This window comes from Pseudomonas sp. MOIL14HWK12:I1 (genome assembly GCF_000510705.1).
In the GTDB taxonomy this organism is placed as follows: Bacteria; Pseudomonadota; Gammaproteobacteria; order Pseudomonadales; family Pseudomonadaceae; genus Chryseomonas; species Chryseomonas oryzihabitans.
Window position 1 is genome coordinate 44,440 of the sequence record NZ_KI783308.1, and the last position, 17,947, is coordinate 62,386.

Below are 17,947 nucleotides of genomic sequence, written 5' to 3' on the forward strand. Positions count from 1 at the left end.
GAAAGCTCTGCCGCGCCGGCCAGGGCGCGCAGGGCGCCCTGGCCGGTGTCGTCATTTAGACGGCGGGGCGGGGGGTTTCTGCTTTGGGCCGAAGCCACCGCCGGGCGGAGATCCACGCCGGCGCCTCGAACAGACCGTTGATGCCGCGGGCTTCCAGCAGCTTGGCGATGGCCACCGGCACCAGGATGCCGAAGGCGCAACCGGCGACGATGTGCAGCAGGCCGTCGTTGATGTGCAGGCCCTTGCTCAGGACGATGCGGGCGCCACTGCCGCTGAGCACGTGCATCACGTAGATGGGCATCGACAGCGCGCCCAGGGTCAGCACCCATTGCAGCGGCCGCTGTGCCAGCACCATGCAGGTGGCGCTGACGAAGACGATGCCGTTCAGCGCCAGCACCAGGGTGGCCAGGCCACGATCGGTGTAGACCAGGCCCAGCAGGCCGTGGAACCAGTATTCGAGCACCACGAACAGCAGACCCGAACCCAGCATCACGCGACCGGCCTGTTCCTCGATGGCCTGCTTGAAGTTGTTGAACCAGACGCCGAAGGCGAAGAACACGAAGTTCTGCGCGGTAAAGGTGAAGAAGAAGTCTTCCGGGCCGGCGTTCTGGAACAGATAGACCAGGGCGCCAAAGGCGAACACGGCGAAGAAGGCCAGCGGCTTGGCCCAGCGATAGGCGAGCATTGCCAGGCAGAACACCAGGAACAGCGCATAGAGGAACCAGAACTGCTGGCGTGGCTCCCAGACCGTCAGGACTTCGCTGAAGCTGACGCCGCCATTGGTGTAGCGCGACATCAGCGCCTCCACCGAGCCCTGCAGCAGCGACCAGACCAGGAAGGGATAGACGATGGTGTCGATCTTGTTCACCAGCAGGCCGCCGGTGCCGCGCTTGATGAAGGAGCTGTAGAAGAACAGGCCGGACAGGAAGAAGAACAGCGGCATGTGGAAGCTGTAGATGACGCTGTCCACCAGGCCGTGGAATTCGGCGTCCTGCAGGATGCCGGCGTTGAGCAGGCCGCGGACGACATGGCCGTAGACGACCAGCACGATGCCTATGGCCTTGGCATAGTCGACCCAGAGATTGCGAGTGTTCATTGAATGATCCTTTTCAAAAGAGAACCTGTGCAGCTGAAGCCAAAGCACTGGGGCAAACGAAAGCGGGAACGCTGCGGCGCCAGGGCGCGCGTTGCGACAGGTTCGGTCATGGTAGGACTCCCGAAGGAACGACGTCCGTAAGTAGCCGGTTACAGGAAGGGGCTCCTTGCCCGCGTTCTGACCGTGGCTATCTGCCATTGTTCATGGCTTGTTTCCGGCCATACGTGAACGGGGCAACACTTTGATGGCCAAAGGCCCAATTGTCCGACGAGCTGTAACCGGATGTTTAGAGAGAGTCTTTGACGAACTGCAGCTGCTTCTCCTTGAGCAGGGGCTCGTAGCGCGGCGAGGTATAGATCAGCAGGACCTGCTTCTTGCGTGCTGCCTGGGCGCTGAACTTGTAGACGACGGTGTCGTGGTCGAAGGCCAGATAGGCCTGGGCGTCGTCGTCCTGGGTCAGGCGCTCGAAGGCGGCGGCCGACGACTGGGAAGAGGGCTTGCCGTATTTCTGGGTGAGGCCTTCGGCGATCAGGAAGGACTGCGCCAGGGGCGTGACGATGGACAGGCGCAGGAAGCGGCCATCGATGAAGAAGGCGCCGGCCTCGACCTTTTCACCGGCGAAGGTCAAATCAGTGCACTCGAAATACTCGACGCCGACGACGTCGATCTTGCGCGGCTGGAAGGTGCAGAGCTTTTTCGCCAGAAAGGCTTTCTGCTCGGTGCCAAAGGCGATCCCGGCGTAGCCGTCGACGGCCTGGGCCAGCGCCGGGACAAGCGCCAGTAGCGCCACTAGGGGCGCGCGCAGAGGCGACAGGTAGGACCTGACGGTCATGGTGATCCGGATTCCCTTCACGAAGGCCCTTGGGCCCACTTAACCCGACGGATGCTAAGAGCTCCGCCGGGGCTTTGCCACCGCTGTCGACGGCTTTTGTCGAGAGGTTCAGGGTTGGCGTCAGGCGATGCCGGGCGGAATCTGGTCCTTGCCGTAATCCTTGAGCTTTTCCAGGTTTTCCGGCTTCTGGTGCTCGGGGACGTCGTCGCCGTCGGCGGGGGTGTCCAGGGGTTCCTGATCGCGGGTGTCTTCGCTCATGGCAGCGCTCTCGGCAGGGGATGTCCGACTTTGAGGGGGGCGCCGACCCGGCGGTTCCGCAGCGTCAGACGCTGCCGTCGTCGCTGAGCCAGCCTTCGCGGTGGGCCAGGCGCCAGGCGAGCAGGGCGGAGATCAGGCCGCGCAGCGCCATGAAGGCAAGAAAGGCCAGCCACAGGCCGTGGTTACCGAGGCCGCGCAGCAGCCAGCCGAGCGGCAGCGCCAGCAACAGGGCCAGCAGCATCGAGTTGCGCATCTCCCGGGCGCGGGTGGCGCCGATGAAGAGGCCGTCCAGCAGGTAGCTGACCATGGCGATCAGCGGCAGCACGGCCAGATAGGGCAGGTAGGCGTGAGCCGCCTCGCGTACCGCGGCGATGTCGCTCTGCAGGGCGATGAACAGATCGCCGCCGAGGGCGAAGGCCAGGGCGAAGCCGAGGCTGGCCAGCAGCGACCAGCCACCGGCGATCACCAGCACCCGGCGCAGGGTGGCGCCCTCGCGGGCGCCCAGGGCATGGCCGGCCAGGGCCTCCACCGCATGGGCGAGGCCGTCGAGGGCGAAGGCGGTGACCAGCAGGCCATTGAGCAGCAGGGCGTTGACTGCCACCGTGGTCTCGCCCAGCTGGGCGCCCTGGGCGGCGAACAGCAGGAATACCGCCTGCAGCGCCAGGGAGCGGATGAAGATGTCGCGATTGACCGCCAGCAGCGGCCGCCAGCTGGCGAGGCGGCGCAGCGCCGGGCGATCGATCCGGCCGGGCCACAGCCGCAGGCGGCGCAGCACCAGCCAGAGGCCGAGCAGCATGCCGCTCCATTCCGCCAGCACCGAGGCCAGGGCGATGCCCTGCACCCCTGCGCCGAGGCCGAGCACGAAGCCGGTCACCAGCAGCAGGTTCAGGGCATTGGTGGTGAGCAGCAGCACCAGCGGCGTGCGCGCATCCTGGGTGCCGAGCAGCCAGCCGATCACCGCGTAGCTGAGCAGCGCCGCGGGCAGGCCGAGCAGGCGCAGGTGCAGGAAGCGCGCGGCCAGGTCGGCGAAGGCGGGATCCAGGCCGAGCCAGGCAAGCAGCGGTTCCAGCGCCAGGCTGGCGGCCAGCAGCAGGAGCAGCGACAGACCCAGCCCGAGCAGGCCGGCCTGCAGGAGGATCTGGCGCAGGGCGGCGCCGTCGCGGCGGCCGCTGGCCTGGGCGGCGAAGCCGGTGGTGCCCATGCGCAGGAAGCCGAGGATGCCGAGCAGGGCGGTGTAGAAGGCGCCGCCCATGGCCACCGCGGCAAGCTGACGAGCTTCGGGCAGATGACCGGCGATGGCGCTGTCGACCAGGGTCACCAGCGGCACGCTGAGATTGGACAGGATCATCGGCGCGGCCAGGGCCCAGACGCGGCGGTGCAGCAGGGGGTGACGCCAGTCGGCAAGCAGGGTGGACATGGGCTAATCGCAGCGGCGGCGGAGGGGGCATTGTAGGCCAGCCGGCCCGGGTGGTCCTCCGCCGCGGCGCCTGCGGGGATCAGTCCAGTTGGCCGCCGCCTTCGCGCAGGTCCGCCCGGGTGGTCGCCGCGCAGGTCAGCGCCAGGCGCAGACCGGCGATCAGGGTCTCCAGGGCCATGGACGGCGCGCCGGGCTGAGCGGCGGCCTGGGCCGGCAGGTAGGGGATATGGATGAAGCCGCCGCGTACCCCGCTGCCCTGCAGGCGATGCTGCAGGCCGTAGAAGACGTGGTTGCAGACGAAGGTACCGGCGGTCTGGGACACCGCCGCGGGAATGCCGGCGTCGCGCAGGACCCGGGTCATGGCCTTGATCGGCAGGGTGCTGAAATAGGCCGCCGGGCCACCAGCCACCACCGGCTCGTCGATGGGCTGGCGTCCGGCGTTGTCGGGGATGCGGGCGTCGTCGACGTTGATGGCGATGCGCTCCAGCGACAGCTCGGCCCGCCCGCCGGCCTGGCCGACCGCCACCACCAGGGTCGGGCGATGGCGCTCGAGCAGCTCATCCAGCACCCGGAGCGCGGTGCCGAATTCGGTCGGCAGCTGCGCCGCGACCACCGGCAGATCGCCGAGGCACTCGCCATCCAGCCGGCGCACGGCTTCCCAGGAGGGGTTGAGGGTCTCGCCGCCAAAGGGCGCGAAACCGGTGAGCAACAGGGTCATGGGATACCTCACATCAGCAGATAGAGCAGCACCACGTTGCAGGCCAGCACCGCCAGGGCGGTGGGGACCTGGGCCTTGATCACGGCATTCTTGTCGTCCAGCTCCAGCAGGGCCGCCGGCACGATGTTGAAGTTGGCCGCCATGGGCGTCATCAGGGTGCCGCAGTAGCCGGAGAACATGCCGATGGCGGCCATCACCGCCGGATCGGCGTGGTAGACGCCCACCAGCACCGGCACGCCGATGCCGCCGGTCATCACCGGGAAGGCGGCGAAGCCGTTGCCCATGATGACGGTGAAGGCGGCCATGCCCACCACATAGACCACCACCGCCACCAGGCGCAGGTCGAGGGCCACGTAGGCGGTGGCCAGGTGCGCCACCGCCTTGCCGACGCCGGCGTCGGTAAAGACCAGGCCGAGCATGGCCAGGGCCTGGGGCAGCACCAGCGACCAGCCCAGGGCATCGGTCAGGCGCCGCGATTCGCGCATCGCCTGGATCGGGGTGTCGCGGGTCAGCCAGCAGGCCAGCGCCAGGGCCACCAGGGCGCCCAGGCCGAGGGAGACGAAGGTGACGTTCTTCGGGTCGAGCAGCGGCAGACCGGCGATCTGTACATCCTTGAGCAAGACGCTGCCGATCACCGTCACCACGGGAATGGCCAGCGCCGGAATGAACAGGCGATTGCCCAGGCGGCCGGCGCTGGCACGGGTCTCGCGTTCGGGACGACTGGCGTGATGACCGCTGCCCACCGCACCGCAGCCGGCCAGCACCGCCATCAGCAGCACCCCGGCGCCCACCCAGGCGGGTGGCAGGCGATCGCCGATCAGGAAGACCAGGCTGAACAGGCCCCAGAACAGGCCGCTAGTCCAGCGCTTGGGGTGCTGACGATCGGCCAGGGTCATGACCGCGGTCAGCGCCAGGATGGCGCCGGCCAGCCAGAACAGATACTGGATCGACAGGATCATGGCCGCACCTCCCGGTTGGCGGTCAGCTCGCGATAGAGCTGGCGATCGAAGCGGTGCAGGCGCAGGGCGTGGATGAAGAAGGCGCAGAGCGCCGTGGGAATGCCCCAGAGGGCGATGTGCAGGGGTTCGACATCGAGTCCGGCGCCGAGCAGGAAGGTGTGCATCAGGGCGATGGCGCCAAAGGCGACGAAGATGTCCTCGCCAAAGAACAGGCCGACATTGTCGGTGGCGGCGCAAAAGGCCAGCAGCCGCTGGCGCAGGGCCTCGGGCAGGCGGCCATGGAGTTTTTCGGCGGTGCCTTCGGCCATGGGCGCCAGTAGCGGACGGACCATCTGCGGATGGCCGCCGAGGCTGGTCAGCCCCAGGGCGGCGGTGGTCTCGCGGACGAAGAGGTAGAAGATCAGCAGGCGGCCGACGGTGGCGTTGCGAAAGCGGGCGATCCAGTTCTGCGCGTGCAGGCGCAGGCCGTGGCGTTCGAGCAGGCCGATCACCGCCAGCGGCAGCAGGATGATCAGCGGCAGGGCGCGCGCCTTGATGAAGCCGGTGCCGATGGCGGCGAGCAGCGCCTCGGGGCTGAACTGGGCGGCGATCCCGGTGGCCACGGCGGCCAGGGCGACGACCAGCAGCGGATTGAACCTCAGCACGAAGCCGACCACGATGACCAGCACGCCCAGCAGCGGCCAGAGGTTGACGGTGGTTTGCATAGGTGGATGTCTCCAGCGGGTCCACCGCGCTCCGGGCAGACGGTGCGGCGGACGGTAGGAAGCCGCGGGCGGCTTCGGCTGATCCAGGCAGTGCCCGCGGCACCGCTCGTTATTGTTGTCAGACGTCACTTGGCATAACGCCGGCTGGCATCTTTCGCCGCCGGCGGAGCTGGCGTCCAGCAAATAAAACTGTTCGCCGCCGATAGGGAAAAGCGGGGCAGACAAGACCGCCGGTGGGGGTAAAGTGGCGGGGTAGCCTTGTCGAGGTCCCCATGAATCTGCGCTTTCTCGATACCTTCGTCTGGGTCGCCCGCCTGGGCAGTTTCCGCCTGACGGCGGAAAAGCTATCCACCACCCAGGCGGCCATTTCCAGTCGCATCGCCGTGCTGGAGAGCGAACTGGGCGTGCAACTGTTCCTGCGCGACTCCCGCGGCGTGAGCCTGACCGCCGAGGGTCATCGGGTACTGGGCTACGCCGAGCGGATGCTGGCCACCCAGCGCGAGCTGCACGAGGCCCTGGGCCATGGCCAGACCCTGGAGGGCCGCCTGCGCATCGGGGTGATGGATACGGTGATCCACAGCTGGCTGGACCAGCTGATCGCCGCGGTCACCCAGACCTATCCGGCCATCGAGCTGGAATTGACCGCGGACACGGCGCTGAATCTGGCCGAGCAGCTGGCGCGGGGGCAGCTCGACCTGATCTTCCAGACCGATCTCCTGCGCGCCGAGGGCATCCGCAATCTGCACCTGGCCAGCTACCCGGTGCGCTGGCTGGTGGCCAGCGACAGCCACCTGGCGCGGCCCTACGCAAATCTGGCCGAACTGGCGGGCGAACGGCTGATCACCTTTTCCCGCCATTCCCGCCCGCACCAGGACATCCTCGGCCTGCTCCAGCGCGAAGGCATCGCCGAACCGCGGGTTTGCTGCATCAACTCGGTGGCGGCCATCATCAAGCTGATGGGCGAGGGCTTCGGCATCGGCGCCCTGCCGCCGGCCCTGGTGATCGAGGAATTGGCCCGCGGCAGTCTCATGCCCTTGCCGCTGGCCGGCCCGCCGCCCTTCGATGTCCAGGCCAGCTGGCATGGCGGCGCCGGCCTGGCGCTGAGCGAGGCGGTGGTGGCCCTGAGCCAGACGGTGGTGGCCGACTGGTGTACGCGGCTGGGGCCGGAGCGCGCCTTGCCGGTGCTGGTCTAGCCAAGGTGTTTCAACAGCTTCTTATCGCCAGCGCCCGGAATCTTTTGTTGGACAGCGGCGCTCCGGCTTTCCGACACTCGAGCTACCTTCTCAGAGGATCCTGTCATGCCCGCTCGCCTGCTGCTCAATTGCGATTCCGGTGAAAGCTACGGTGCCTGGTCCATGGGCGACGACGCCCATGCCATTCCCCTGGTCGACCAGGCCAACCTGGCCTGCGGCTTCCATGCCGCCGATCCCCTGACCATGCAGCGCGCCGTGACCCTGGCGGTGGCCAACGGCGTGCAGATCGGTGCCCATCCGGCCTATCCCGATCTGGTGGGCTTCGGTCGGCGGCCCATGGCCTGCACTCCGGCCGAGGTGGAAGCCATGATCCTCTACCAGATCGGCGCCCTCGACGCCTTCTGCCGCGCCGCAGGCGTACGCGTCGAGTACGTGAAGCCCCACGGCGCCCTCTACAACGCCCTGGTCAAGGACGATGCCCTGCTGAGCGCCGCGCTTTCCGCCTGCGCCCGCTATCGCCAGGGACTGCCGCTGATGGTGCTGGCCAAGGCCGACAATGATCGCGAGCGCCGGCTGGCCGAAGCCGCCGGGGTGCCGCTGCTGCTGGAAGCCTTCGCCGATCGCGCCTATCTGGCCGACGGCTCCCTGGCTCCGCGTGGCCAGGTCGGGGCTGTCCATCACGACCCCGAACGCATCCTCGCCCAGGCCGTCGCCATCGCCCGCGGCGAAGACTTTCCCGGTTTCGATGGCCAGCCCATGCGGCTGCAGGCCGACAGCCTCTGCGTGCATGGTGATAACGCCGAATCCCTGGCGGTACTACGGCGGCTGCGCGCCGCCCTGGACGCCCTATGATCGTCTGCAAGCCTTTTGGCGTTGCGGCGCTGCTGCTCGAACTGGCCGAGCATCCCGATGCCGAGCTGCCGCCGCGCATCGCCCGCCTGGGCGAGCGGATTCGCCAGCGCTTCGGCCCGGCGGTGACCGATCTGGTGGCGGGCTGGACCAGCCTGCTGGTGCACTACGATCCCCTGCAACTGACCCTGGCCGAGCTGCAGGCCGGCCTCGACCCCCTGCTGGCCGACTGGCCGGGCGCCGCGCCGGCGGGCGAGGGCGGGCGCCTGCACCAGGTGCCGACGCTCTATGCCGGCCCCGATCTGGCCGAGGTGGCCGAGCGCTGTGGCCTGAGCGAGGGCGAGGTCATCACTCTGCACAGCGGTCGTGACTATCAGGTGGGCGCCATCGGCTTCATGCCGGGCTTCGCCTTTCTTGGCGAACTGGACGAACGCCTGGCGCTGCCCCGGCGCAGCACGCCGCGGACCCACGTACCCGCCGGCAGCCTGGCCATCGCCGAGCGCCAGACCGCCGTCTATCCCCAGGCTTCGCCGGGCGGCTGGAATCTCATCGGTCGCTGCCTGTGGACGGTCTTCGATGCCCGGGCCGAGCCGCCGTGCCTGCTGGCACCCGGTGATCGGGTGCGCTTCGTACCCGTCGACGAAGCGGCCTTTCGCGCCCAGGGAGGTCAGCCATGAGCGGACTGCAGGTCATCAAACCCGGTCCCCTGACCCTGCTGCAGGATCTGGGGCGCCAGGGCTGGCAACACCTGGGGGTGGCGCCCTCGGGGCCCATGGACGGCCATGCCGCGCGCTGGGCCAGTCGCCTGGTGGGCAATCCGGTCGCGGCGCCGCTGCTGGAGATCGCCCTGGGCGGCGCCGAATTCGAGATCGAGACCGATACCTGGCTGGCGCTGACCGGTGCGCCGCTGGATGCCCGCCTGGATGGCGAGCCCCTGCCGGCCTGGTCGTGTTTTCCGGTAAGGGCTGGCGCGCGCTTGCGCCTGGGCTTCGCCCAGTCCGGGCAGCGCGCCTACCTGGCCGCCGCCGGTGGCGGCTTCCAGGCGCCGGCGACCCTGGGGAGCGTGGCCAGCAACCGGCGCGAAGGCCTGGGCGGGCTGGAAGGCCAGGGCGCGCCGCTGGCGGCCGGCCAGCGGCTGGGCTGCGCGGCGGTGAGCGCGCTGCATGCCCACGGCTGCGGCCCGGCCGCGCGTTTCGTGCCGGACTATCGCGAGGTGCCGACCCTGCGGGTGATCCTCGGTGGCGACGCCGAGGCCTTCGGCCCGGCGCAGCAGCAGGCGCTCTGCACCCAGTCCTGGCGCATCAGCCCGCAGTCCGATCGCATGGGCATCCGCCTGGCCGGCGAGGTGCCCCTGGCGCCCCCGCGTCGCCAGTGGTCGCTGGGCGTGGTGACCGGTGCCATCCAGGTGCCGCCCGATGGCCAGCCCATCGTGCTCATGGCCGATCGCCAGACCATGGGCGGCTATCCGCTGCTGGGCTTCATCCACCCGCTGGACCTGGCGCGCCTGGCCCAGTGCCCGGCCCATCACGAGGTGCGCTTCGCCCCGGTGGAGCTGGCCGAGGCCCAGGCCGAGTGGCGGCGGTTCCTGGCCTTCTTCGGCGGCTGACGATGCAACCGGTCACGGCTGAGGAATCTTGTCCGCTTCGATGAGTCGCACGCTCAGGGGCGACGCCGACTTCCCTTTCTCGGCGTCTGGCTTGAAACTTGCCTCACACGTCCCCCCGAGACGACCGACAAGAAGGAGCTGGAACCGGCGATGAAAACTCCCAAACGCATCGAGCCGCTGATCGAGGACGGCTTGGTCGATGAGGTGATACGGCCCCTGATGAGTGGCAAGGAAGCGGCGGTCTACGTGGTTCGCTGCGGCAGCCAGGTACGTTGCGCCAAGGTCTACAAGGAGGCCGACAAGCGCAGCTTCCGCCAGGCCGCCGAGTATCAGGAGGGGCGCAAGGTGCGTGGCAGTCGGGAAAACCGCGCCATGGCCAAGGGCTCCAAGTTCGGTCGCCGCGAGCGCGAGGACAACTGGCAGAACGCCGAGGTGACGGCGCTCTATCGCCTGGCCGATGCCGGGGTGCGGGTGCCCAAGCCCCACGACTTCCTCGATGGCGTGCTGCTGATGGACCTGGTCACCGACGGCAATGGCGAGGCCGCGCCGCGGCTCAACGACGTGACCCTCACCGCCGAGGAAGCGCTGCGCTACCACGAGCTGATGATCGGCCAGATCGTGCGCATGCTCTGCGCTGGCCTGGTCCACGGCGACCTTTCCGAATTCAACGTGCTGCTGGCCGAGGACGGCCCGGTGATCATCGACCTGCCCCAGGCGGTGGACGCCGCCGGCAACAACCACGCCTTCCGCCTGCTGGCGCGGGACGTGGAGAACATGGCGCTGTATTTCGGTCGCTTCGCCCCGGAATTGCGCAAGACCCGCTATGCGCCGGAGATGTGGGCGCTGTTCGAGAAGGGCGAGCTGTTCGCCAATACCCGCCTGACCGGCGAATTCGTCGAACGCGAAGGCCAGGCCGACGTCCATGCGGTGATGCGCGAGATCGAGGCCGCCCGGCGCGACGAGGAGCGTCGCCAGGCCGCGCGGCGCGAGCAGGACGAGCCCAGCGTGCGCGAAGAACCGCCGCCGCCCTGGCTAAGCTGATCGTTAAGTAGAACGATTAGCGCTGCGATGAGACGAACGGCCCCAGTGGTCGGGCGATGAACGGCGTCCTCCGGGCGCCAGCGCGCTAAACTGGGCACTGAACAGCACAGGACTCTTTTCATGCAAGGCCATCCGGACGTCATCAACTACCTCAACCAGCTGCTGCGCGGCGAGCTGGCGGCGCGCGACCAGTACTTCATCCACTCGCGGATGTACGAGGACTGGGGCCTGATGCGCCTGTACGAGCGGATCGGTCACGAGATGGAAGAGGAAACCCAGCACGCCGATGCCCTGCTGCGCCGCATCCTCTTCCTCGAGGGCACGCCGGACATGCGTCCCAACGCCATCACCGTCGGCCAGACCGTACCGGAGATGCTGCGCGCGGACCTGGCGCTGGAGTACGAGGTACGCGAAGCCCTGGCCCAGGGCGTGGCCCTGTGCAACCAGCACAAGGACTTCGTGACCCGCGAGATCCTGGTGGTGCAGCTGGAAGACACCGAGGAAGACCACGCCTACTGGCTGGAGCAGCAGCTGGGCCTGATCGACAAGATCGGTCTGCAGAACTACCTGCAATCGCAGATGAAGGGCGGCACCACGCCCCATGGCGCCGGCCTCTGAGGTCGGCCGAGCGGCGCCGCTGGGCGTCGCTCAGGACGTGCGGGCGTCGTCCTCCGGCGCCCGTGGCAGATAAAGTGAGATGCAGGTCCCCACGCCCGGCGTGGTGTCGACCTGGATCTGGCCACCCGACTGGTGCACGAAGCCGTGCACCATCGACAGGCCCAGTCCGGTGCCCTGACCCGGCGGCTTGGTGGTAAAGAAGGGATCGAAGATCCGCTCCAGGATCTCCGGCGCGATGCCGGTTCCGGTGTCGCTCACCTTGACTCTCACGTAATCGCCTGCTGGCAGGTCCTCCGGCCGCTCCGGCGCATCCTCCGGCAGATTGGCCGTGGACAGCCGCAGCTGGCCGCCCTGGGGCATGGCGTCCCGGGCGTTGATCGCCAGGTTGAGCAGGGCGCTTTCCAGTTGCACGGCATCGATCACCGTCGACCAGAGCGGCTCCGCCGGCTCGGCCTGCACCTCGATCGCCGGGCCGACGCTGCGGCGGATCAGCTCTTCCATGGCCAGCATCAGCTCGTTCACATCAGTGGGCTTGGGTTCCAGGGTCTGCCGCCGGGAAAAGGCCAGCAGCCGCTGGGTCAGGGAGGCCGCGCGTGCGGCGTAGGCCTGGGCGCCACCGAGCAGCCGGTCGAGCTGGTCGGTCCGGTGCTGCTGCAGGCGGCGCTCGATCAGCTCCAGGCTGCCGATGATGCCGGCCAGCAGGTTGTTGAAGTCGTGGGCGATGCCGCCGGTCAACTGGCCGATGGCCTCCATCTTCTGCGCCTGGTGCAGCGCCTGCTGCGCCTGGGTCAGTTCGGCGGTGCGCTCGATGACACGCTGTTCGAGGGTCTCGTTGGCGGTCCGCACCGCCTGGAACAGCTGGGCCTGCTCGATGGCGATGGCCGCGCGAGCGGCCAGGGCGACCATCAGGCGTTCGTGGCGGGCGTTGAAGCGCCCCGGCTCCGGATGGCCGAAGCCCAGCCCGCCCAGCACCGCGCCACTGCGGGCCACCACCGCGACGGCCAGATAGCTGCGCACCGGCAGCCGACTCGCGCGGCCTTGCGGCGCCAGGACGTGGCCGAGCTGTGGGTCGCTCGCCAGGTCGTCACTGCGGACCACGCCCGCGCTGCCCAGGGTGGTGACGAACAGGGTGGTGGCAGCGGATTCTCCGATCTGCTCGAAAAGGTCCCGCTCGACGCCGGACAGGGTGAAGCGCTGCAGACGTCCGCCACCTTCTTCATGGCGTTGATGAAAGTAGGCGCCGAATTCCGCGCCCGTCAACTCCACCCCGGCATCGGTCACGGTCTGCACCAGGTGCGCCAGATCCAGCTGGCTGGCCAACTCCGTGTCGATGCGCTTGAGGGCTTCGAGGGTGCGGGTTTCCTCGCGCAACTCGGCCTCGGCCTGCTTGCGGTCGCTGATGTCGACCAGGAATTCGAAGGCGCTGCCATCGGGCAGGCGCTTGGCGGCCACCAGCGCCCAGCCGGTCGAGCCGTCGCGGCGCCGATAGCTGCGCTCCTCGGGCGGCACCTGAGCGTCGGGGTGGGGCAGTAGCGGTGCGGGCCAGGCGATTCGCCCGGCGGCCAGGTCCTCGCGGTCGTGGCCGCTCATGCGCAGGAAGGCGTCATTGGCATCGATCAGCCGCCCCTCGGCATCGAAGCAGAGAGCGCCCACCGTCTCGATTTCCAGGGCGGTGCGGAAGCGTCGTTCGCTGGCCTCCAGCGCGGCGCGCGCCAGATGGGCTTCGGTGACGTCCTGCCCCTGGCAGAAGATGCCGATCACCTGGCCGGTTTCGTCGGTCAGGGGTTCGTAGATGAAATCCAGGTACAGGGTGCGGACCGGTTCGCCCGCGGTTTCCAGGCGCAGGGGCTGGTGCTCGGCGACGAAGCGGCGACCGCTGCGATAGACCTGTTCGAGCCACTCGAAATAGCCCTGATTGTGCAATTCGGGAAAGACCTCGCGCACCGTCAGGCCTTCGCGGGGCCGGCCATCGAACAGGCGGCTGTAGGCGACGTTGACGAAGTCGAAGACGTGATCCGGGCCGCGCACGATGGCGACGAAGCCGGGCGCCTGCTCGAACATCCGCCGCTGGCGGGCGGCATCGGCAGCGCGACGGCGCTCGTCGAGGATGCGCTGGGTGGTCTCGTGGCCCTGGTTGAAGATCCCGGCGATCTCGCCGCCTTCGCCACGGATCGGGGTGAAGCTGTAGTTCCAGTAGGTCTCGGTGACCACCCCCTGGCGCAGCATCGGCAGCAGCTGGTCGAACACCGAAAAGCCCTGGCCGCTGCTCAGGACCTGTCCGAACTGCGGCCCCACCACCGGCCAGATGTCCTGCCAGACCTCCTGCGCCGGGCGACCCAGGGCCCAGGGATGCCGCTCTGCGGGAATCGGCGCCCAGGCATCGTTGTAGAGCAGCAGCAGGTCGGGGCCCCAGTAGATGGCGGTGGGAAAGCTGGAATTCAGGCAGATGCTCAGTGCGGACCTGAGAGATTGCGGCCACTGAGAGGGCGGGCCCAGAGGGGATTCCGACCAGTCGTGACTGCGCAGCCGGGCGCCCATCTCGCCACCGCCGGCCAGAAAGTCCAGTTCGTTCCAGTCGGCAAGCTGCGCTGCCATCTATCGTGTCTCCCCACCCACCGCCGTAGTTCCAGCCGTTCAGACCACAATCGAACCGGAACTGCAGGACCAGGCGCGGATTTTTTCGGCCGCGGCCTTACAACCGGGGCGCATAGCGCTCGATGGCTTCGGGCAGGGCCCAGCCGGCGGCGAAGGCCAGCACCAGTACGACCAGGGGCAGCAGCACCCACCAGGTCCGCGGCGGGATCGGCTCCAGGCGATTGCCGCCGGTCTTCTGCAACAGCGCCAGGCTCAGGCCGCAGAAACCGCCGGCGAGCAGGGCGCCGGCCAGGATGTCGGTGGGCCAGTGCACGCCCAGGTAGACGCGGCTGAGGGCGATGAGCACCGCCGGCAGGGCAGCGATCACCAGCCAGGCGAGGCGCCCGCGCGGACCATAGCGGCGGCCGACGAGGATGCCCAGGGTCAGGAAGAAGGCGAAGGAGGCCGAGCTGTGGCCGCTGGGCAGGCTGTAGGTGGTCAGGGGTTCGGCGAGCACATCGGGGCGCGCGCGGGCCAGCAGATTCTTCAACTGGCCGTTGGCCAGAGCGGTCCCCAGGGTGGTGCCCAGGGCGAACAGCAGCGGGCGCCACTGGCGGAAGGCGGCCAGCACCAGGATCAGCACGGCCGCCAGGATCAGCTGGGTACGGAAATCGCCCATGCGGGTGATGACCACGGCAACCAGGTTGAGCCAGCCCTCGCGATGCTCCTGCACCAGCGCCATCAGGCCTTCGTCGAAGGCGCGCAGGTGGTGCCAGCCGAACAGCAGGGCCAGCAGCCCGGCCAGGCAGAGGGCGCCGCTGATCAGCGTGGTGCCGGCGCGCTCGCGCCAGGCACCATGGGCGATGACCGCCACCAGCACCGCGATGCCGCCGAGGATGATGCCGGCCTGCTGCCAGAAGCCTTCCGGCAAGGGTAGGCGGAAGGCCGCGCCAGTCACCCAGCCCGGGCCGAGGTAGGCGATGGACCAGCCGGCGGCGGCCACCAGGCTGACGCTGACGAATTTGACCAGGGGCATGTCCAGCATGCCGGCGATCAGCGGCAGCAGCGGGCGCAGCGGACCGATGAAGCGACCCACCAGCAGACTGGCCACGCCGTATCTGTGGATGAAGCCCTCGGCCGAGCCGATCCATTCCGGATGGGTGCGCAAGCCGGGCAGGCGGCGGATGCCTTCATGGAAGCGCCGACCGATGAAATAGGACACCGCATCGCCAAGGATGCCGCCCAGAAAGCCCAGCAGCAGGGTATCGAAGAGATTGAGCGCGCCATTGCCGGCGGCGACGGCCACGGCGAACAGGATCACCGTGCCGGGTACCACCAGCCCGGCCAGGGCCAGGCACTCGAGAAAGGAGATGATGAAGATGGCCACGCCCAGCCACTGGTGGTGCTGGTTGATCCACTGGGTCAGGCCGTCTAGCAGTTCCGTCATCGAAAGGCTTCCTGGGGGCTGGGGGTTGCGTCCTCAGACCCATGGGGAAAGCCTTGGTTGCCTCAAGGACGCGGATCGAGACGCAACGCCTCGGGGCCGGGGGATTGTAAATCGCGCTCGGGAATTTCCCAGACCAATAACTGTGGCGGGGTTTGTCGGAAGGCGGGACTGGCGAAATAGTCCCGTGCCGCACCGGCGAAATGCCCGCCGTCCTTGGCGAAACGCCCGACGCTGGCGCCCAGGGCCTGTTCCAGGAAGGGCAGGAAATTGGAATTGCGCGAGAAGGAGGTGCCGATGAGCGCGACGTTGGGCAGGTCCCCATCGCCGAACAGGTCATCGCTGGCGCCGGCCGCGGCGTGGCTGTCGACCTGGGTCAGGCGCAGCACCTCGGGGGTCGGCTGCAGGCGCGGCGGCAGCCAGTCCAGGCCGGCCAGGCGCACCAGGTCACCGGGTCGCGGTGCCGGCGCCAGCAGCGTACGCGTGAAGGCCCGTGCCGGGCTGGCCTGGAAGGGCAGCGCCTGGATGCGCAGCGCCAGGGCGCGGGCCGCGGCCTCGGCACCGGCCTCGTTCCAGTGGGTATCGGTGCGCAGGAAGGCGGCGCTGCCCAGGGGCGTGAGCGCCGTGGTCAGGTCGAGCACCGGTACCCGCGCGGCACTCAGCATCCGCGTCCAGTCGGCGACCCGATTGGCGAAGGCGACCGGGCGTCGCAGTCCGCACAGCTGGTCGGCGGCGATGCGACTCTTGTCCGGCACCACGGCGACCAGCAACTGGATGTGCCGGGCGGCCAGTTGCTGGCGCAGTTCGATCACCGTCTGGGCACGGGCCCGGGCATTGGCGGCGGCCTGGCGCGAGACCTCGAGTTCTTCGGCGAGAAACAGCCAGCCGGGGCAGCCCTGGCGCACCCGGGGTCCGCTGTCGCCCAGCAGCAGCCAGCTGGCGCCGCGTTCCAGGCGGGCGGCCGCTTCCGGCAACGGCGCCTTGGCCAGTTCCTTGGCGATGTGGTGGGTGATCTCGCCTTCGAGCAGGGCATGGCGATCCACCCTTTCCGGCCAGAGCGAAAGGCGATCGGTGAGCAGCGCCCAGGCGCAGGACAGCAGGCCGATCGCCAGGAACAGGGCGAAGACCACTCCGGCGAGCGGGGCCAGCCGCGCGCTGCTGGCGCTGGGCGGTTGCGGTGCGGGTGAGGGCGGCAGGGCGGGAGCGCTCATGACGGCGGCCTCAGAACTGGAAGTAGAGGAAGGGCACGGCTTCGCGACTGGCGATCAGCGCGAAGCAGAGCAGGAAGCCGGCCACCGGCCAGGCGGCGCCGAGGACGCGCAGCAGGGCGCTGTCGGGCAGGCGCGCCTCGATGCGCGCCTGCCACAACGGGGCCAGGATGCAGGCCACGCCCAGGCCGGCGGCCAGACCGTGCACCGGTCTCAGGGTCACGGCCAGGGCATCGCCGAGGGCGAAGCCGTGCAGACCGAACTGGCCGGCGTACAGCGACAGCGCCGTGGCGAAGTCCGGCGCGCGGAACAGCGTCCAGGCCAGGGCCACGAACAGCAGCGTCAGGCCATGGGCCAGGGGCCGCGGCAGCGGCCGGCCGCCGAGTTCGTCCCAGAGCCGGTCCAGGCACAGCGCCAGGCCGTGCAGCATGCCCCAGAGCAGGTAGTTCCAGCTGTCGCCACCGTGCCAGAGACCGGCGATGGCCATGGTCAGAAAGAGGTTGCGATAGGTGCGCCAGCGACCGCCGCGATTGCCGCCCAGGGAGATGTAGAGGTAGTCGCGCAGCCAGCTGGACAGCGACAGGTGCCAGCGCCGCCAGAAATCCTGGATGCTGCGGGCGAGATAGGGCCGGTTGAAGTTTTCCGGAAAGTGGAAGCCCAGCATCAGGCCCAGGCCGATGGCCATGGCGCTGTAGCCGGCGAAGTCGAAGAACAGTTGCAGCGAATAGGCCAGGCAACCGATCCAGGCGTCGACGAAGGACGGCTGGTCGAGGTGGAAGGCCACGTCCACCAGCGGCGACAGGGTGTCGGCTACCAGCACCTTCATGCACAGGCCGATCATGAAGCGGCGCGCGCCGAGGGCGAAGTTCTCGCGATTGAACCAGCGCTGGTTGAGTTCGCGGCGCACCCAGTCGTAGCGGATGATCGGGCCGGCGATGGAATGGCCGAACATGGAGATGTAGGTGGCGTAGTTGACGAAGCTGCGCTCCACCGGCACCACGTGGCGATGGACGTCCACCAGGTAGGAGATGGCCTGCAGCACGATAAAGGACAGCCCGGCCGGCAAGGCCACCTTCTGCCAGTCCAGCGGCAGGGCGCCGGCGGTCACCAGCACCTGGCTCCAGGTGGCGGCGACGATGTTGGCGTACTTGTACCAGCAGAGCACCGCCAGGTTGATCACGATCAGCCCGGCGAGCAGCTGCAGTCGGGTCCTCGAGCCTTCGCGCGCGCGATCCACCAGCAGCCCGCCGACCCAGGCCAGCAGCGCCAGGGCCATGTGCAGCAGCAAGAACAGCGGACTCAGCCAGCCATAGAACAGCCAGCTGCCCACCAGCAGCACCCCGTTGCGCCCGCCGGGCCGCGCCAGGGCGTAGACCAGCAGGAACAGCGGCAGGAAGAGGGTGAGGAATTCCAGCGAGGCGAAGACCATC

At 68.8% G+C, this 17,947-nt stretch carries 17 protein-coding genes; 6 read left to right on the forward strand and 11 right to left on the reverse strand.

Features of this window, described 5'->3' with window-relative positions:
- Window positions 1-55: 55 nt before the first annotated feature.
- From PSEK12I1_RS0117895 to PSEK12I1_RS0117925, 7 genes are all read right to left on the reverse strand, one after another.
- Window positions 56-1,096, reverse strand: coding sequence for an acyltransferase (locus tag PSEK12I1_RS0117895; protein ID WP_027602462.1), 1,041 nt, complete (start codon window positions 1,094-1,096; stop codon window positions 56-58).
- 286 nt (window positions 1,097-1,382) lie between these two features.
- Entirely contained in the window at window positions 1,383-1,928 is a 546-nt protein-coding gene (locus tag PSEK12I1_RS0117900; protein WP_037007189.1) for a hypothetical protein, read from the reverse strand.
- A gap of 120 nt (window positions 1,929-2,048) precedes the next feature.
- Window positions 2,049-2,186 (reverse strand): hypothetical protein, encoded by a 138-nt coding sequence (locus PSEK12I1_RS24815; RefSeq protein WP_007159685.1) that lies wholly within the window; start codon window positions 2,184-2,186, stop codon window positions 2,049-2,051.
- 64 nt (window positions 2,187-2,250) lie between these two features.
- The gene (locus PSEK12I1_RS0117910) at window positions 2,251-3,603 is read right to left on the reverse strand and encodes an MATE family efflux transporter (RefSeq protein WP_027602464.1); all 1,353 of its coding nucleotides are present in this window, start codon (window positions 3,601-3,603) and stop codon (window positions 2,251-2,253) included.
- A gap of 79 nt (window positions 3,604-3,682) precedes the next feature.
- Window positions 3,683-4,321, reverse strand: a complete 639-nt coding sequence (gene pcp, locus PSEK12I1_RS0117915; protein WP_027602465.1) for a pyroglutamyl-peptidase I — start codon at window positions 4,319-4,321, stop codon at window positions 3,683-3,685.
- Window positions 4,322-4,329: 8 nt separating this feature from the next.
- Window positions 4,330-5,280 carry a DUF979 domain-containing protein gene (locus PSEK12I1_RS0117920; RefSeq protein ID WP_027597219.1) on the reverse strand — a complete coding sequence of 317 codons (951 nt, stop codon included), beginning with the start codon at window positions 5,278-5,280 and terminating at the stop codon, window positions 4,330-4,332.
- Entirely contained in the window at window positions 5,277-5,984 is a 708-nt protein-coding gene (locus tag PSEK12I1_RS0117925; RefSeq protein WP_027597218.1) for a DUF969 domain-containing protein, read from the reverse strand. The genes PSEK12I1_RS0117920 and PSEK12I1_RS0117925 overlap by 4 nt, the downstream gene beginning before the upstream one ends.
- Window positions 5,985-6,256: 272 nt before the next feature.
- Here PSEK12I1_RS0117925 and PSEK12I1_RS0117930 point away from each other — a divergent pair, with 272 nt between their 5' ends.
- From PSEK12I1_RS0117930 to bfr, 6 genes are all read left to right on the forward strand, one after another.
- On the forward strand, window positions 6,257-7,177 hold the full coding sequence (locus PSEK12I1_RS0117930) for a LysR family transcriptional regulator (protein WP_027597217.1): 921 nt from the start codon (window positions 6,257-6,259) through the stop codon (window positions 7,175-7,177).
- Window positions 7,178-7,282: 105 nt separating this feature from the next.
- Window positions 7,283-8,029 (forward strand): 5-oxoprolinase subunit PxpA, encoded by a 747-nt coding sequence (locus PSEK12I1_RS0117935; RefSeq protein ID WP_027597216.1) that lies wholly within the window; start codon window positions 7,283-7,285, stop codon window positions 8,027-8,029.
- Window positions 8,026-8,703, forward strand: a complete 678-nt coding sequence (gene pxpB / locus PSEK12I1_RS0117940) for a 5-oxoprolinase subunit PxpB (protein ID WP_007159678.1) — start codon at window positions 8,026-8,028, stop codon at window positions 8,701-8,703. The genes PSEK12I1_RS0117935 and pxpB overlap by 4 nt, the downstream gene beginning before the upstream one ends.
- The gene (locus PSEK12I1_RS0117945) at window positions 8,700-9,632 is read left to right on the forward strand and encodes a biotin-dependent carboxyltransferase family protein (protein ID WP_027602466.1); all 933 of its coding nucleotides are present in this window, start codon (window positions 8,700-8,702) and stop codon (window positions 9,630-9,632) included. Before pxpB ends, PSEK12I1_RS0117945 begins: the two co-directional genes overlap by 4 nt.
- Before the next feature lie 150 nt (window positions 9,633-9,782).
- A complete protein-coding gene (locus tag PSEK12I1_RS0117950; RefSeq protein WP_027597213.1) occupies window positions 9,783-10,673 on the forward strand; it encodes a PA4780 family RIO1-like protein kinase in 891 nt (296 codons plus the stop codon).
- 120 nt (window positions 10,674-10,793) lie between these two features.
- Window positions 10,794-11,291, forward strand: coding sequence for a bacterioferritin (bfr, locus tag PSEK12I1_RS0117955; RefSeq protein ID WP_007159675.1), 498 nt, complete (start codon window positions 10,794-10,796; stop codon window positions 11,289-11,291).
- 30 nt (window positions 11,292-11,321) lie between these two features.
- Here bfr and PSEK12I1_RS0117960 read toward each other — a convergent pair whose 3' ends face one another.
- The 4 genes from PSEK12I1_RS0117960 to PSEK12I1_RS0117975 all read right to left on the reverse strand — a co-directional run bounded on the left by PSEK12I1_RS0117960 (window position 11,322) and on the right by PSEK12I1_RS0117975 (window position 17,946).
- Window positions 11,322-13,886, reverse strand: a complete 2,565-nt coding sequence (locus PSEK12I1_RS0117960; protein ID WP_027602467.1) for an ATP-binding protein — start codon at window positions 13,884-13,886, stop codon at window positions 11,322-11,324.
- A gap of 97 nt (window positions 13,887-13,983) precedes the next feature.
- Window positions 13,984-15,312 (reverse strand): bifunctional DedA family/phosphatase PAP2 family protein, encoded by a 1,329-nt coding sequence (locus PSEK12I1_RS0117965; RefSeq protein WP_027597211.1) that lies wholly within the window; start codon window positions 15,310-15,312, stop codon window positions 13,984-13,986.
- 62 nt (window positions 15,313-15,374) lie between these two features.
- Window positions 15,375-16,520 (reverse strand): cell division protein FtsQ, encoded by a 1,146-nt coding sequence (locus tag PSEK12I1_RS0117970; RefSeq protein WP_027597210.1) that lies wholly within the window; start codon window positions 16,518-16,520, stop codon window positions 15,375-15,377.
- Window positions 16,521-16,530: 10 nt separating this feature from the next.
- On the reverse strand, window positions 16,531-17,946 hold the full coding sequence (locus PSEK12I1_RS0117975) for an MBOAT family protein (RefSeq protein ID WP_027602468.1): 1,416 nt from the start codon (window positions 17,944-17,946) through the stop codon (window positions 16,531-16,533).
- Window position 17,947: the final 1 nt, after the last annotated feature.

Coding starts and splice junctions, on each gene's coding strand:
- PSEK12I1_RS0117895 (WP_027602462.1), bottom strand. CDS start 1,096: ATGAACACTCGCAATCTCTGGGTCGACTATGCCAAGGCCATAGGCATC.
- PSEK12I1_RS0117900 (WP_037007189.1), bottom strand. CDS start 1,928: ATGACCGTCAGGTCCTACCTGTCGCCTCTGCGCGCGCCCCTAGTGGCG.
- PSEK12I1_RS24815 (WP_007159685.1), bottom strand. CDS start 2,186: ATGAGCGAAGACACCCGCGATCAGGAACCCCTGGACACCCCCGCCGAC.
- PSEK12I1_RS0117910 (WP_027602464.1), bottom strand. CDS start 3,603: ATGTCCACCCTGCTTGCCGACTGGCGTCACCCCCTGCTGCACCGCCGC.
- pcp (WP_027602465.1), bottom strand. CDS start 4,321: ATGACCCTGTTGCTCACCGGTTTCGCGCCCTTTGGCGGCGAGACCCTC.
- PSEK12I1_RS0117920 (WP_027597219.1), bottom strand. CDS start 5,280: ATGATCCTGTCGATCCAGTATCTGTTCTGGCTGGCCGGCGCCATCCTG.
- PSEK12I1_RS0117925 (WP_027597218.1), bottom strand. CDS start 5,984: ATGCAAACCACCGTCAACCTCTGGCCGCTGCTGGGCGTGCTGGTCATC.
- PSEK12I1_RS0117930 (WP_027597217.1), top strand. CDS start 6,257: ATGAATCTGCGCTTTCTCGATACCTTCGTCTGGGTCGCCCGCCTGGGC.
- PSEK12I1_RS0117935 (WP_027597216.1), top strand. CDS start 7,283: ATGCCCGCTCGCCTGCTGCTCAATTGCGATTCCGGTGAAAGCTACGGT.
- pxpB (WP_007159678.1), top strand. CDS start 8,026: ATGATCGTCTGCAAGCCTTTTGGCGTTGCGGCGCTGCTGCTCGAACTG.
- PSEK12I1_RS0117945 (WP_027602466.1), top strand. CDS start 8,700: ATGAGCGGACTGCAGGTCATCAAACCCGGTCCCCTGACCCTGCTGCAG.
- PSEK12I1_RS0117950 (WP_027597213.1), top strand. CDS start 9,783: ATGAAAACTCCCAAACGCATCGAGCCGCTGATCGAGGACGGCTTGGTC.
- bfr (WP_007159675.1), top strand. CDS start 10,794: ATGCAAGGCCATCCGGACGTCATCAACTACCTCAACCAGCTGCTGCGC.
- PSEK12I1_RS0117960 (WP_027602467.1), bottom strand. CDS start 13,886: ATGGCAGCGCAGCTTGCCGACTGGAACGAACTGGACTTTCTGGCCGGC.
- PSEK12I1_RS0117965 (WP_027597211.1), bottom strand. CDS start 15,312: ATGACGGAACTGCTAGACGGCCTGACCCAGTGGATCAACCAGCACCAC.
- PSEK12I1_RS0117970 (WP_027597210.1), bottom strand. CDS start 16,520: ATGAGCGCTCCCGCCCTGCCGCCCTCACCCGCACCGCAACCGCCCAGC.
- PSEK12I1_RS0117975 (WP_027602468.1), bottom strand. CDS start 17,946: ATGGTCTTCGCCTCGCTGGAATTCCTCACCCTCTTCCTGCCGCTGTTC.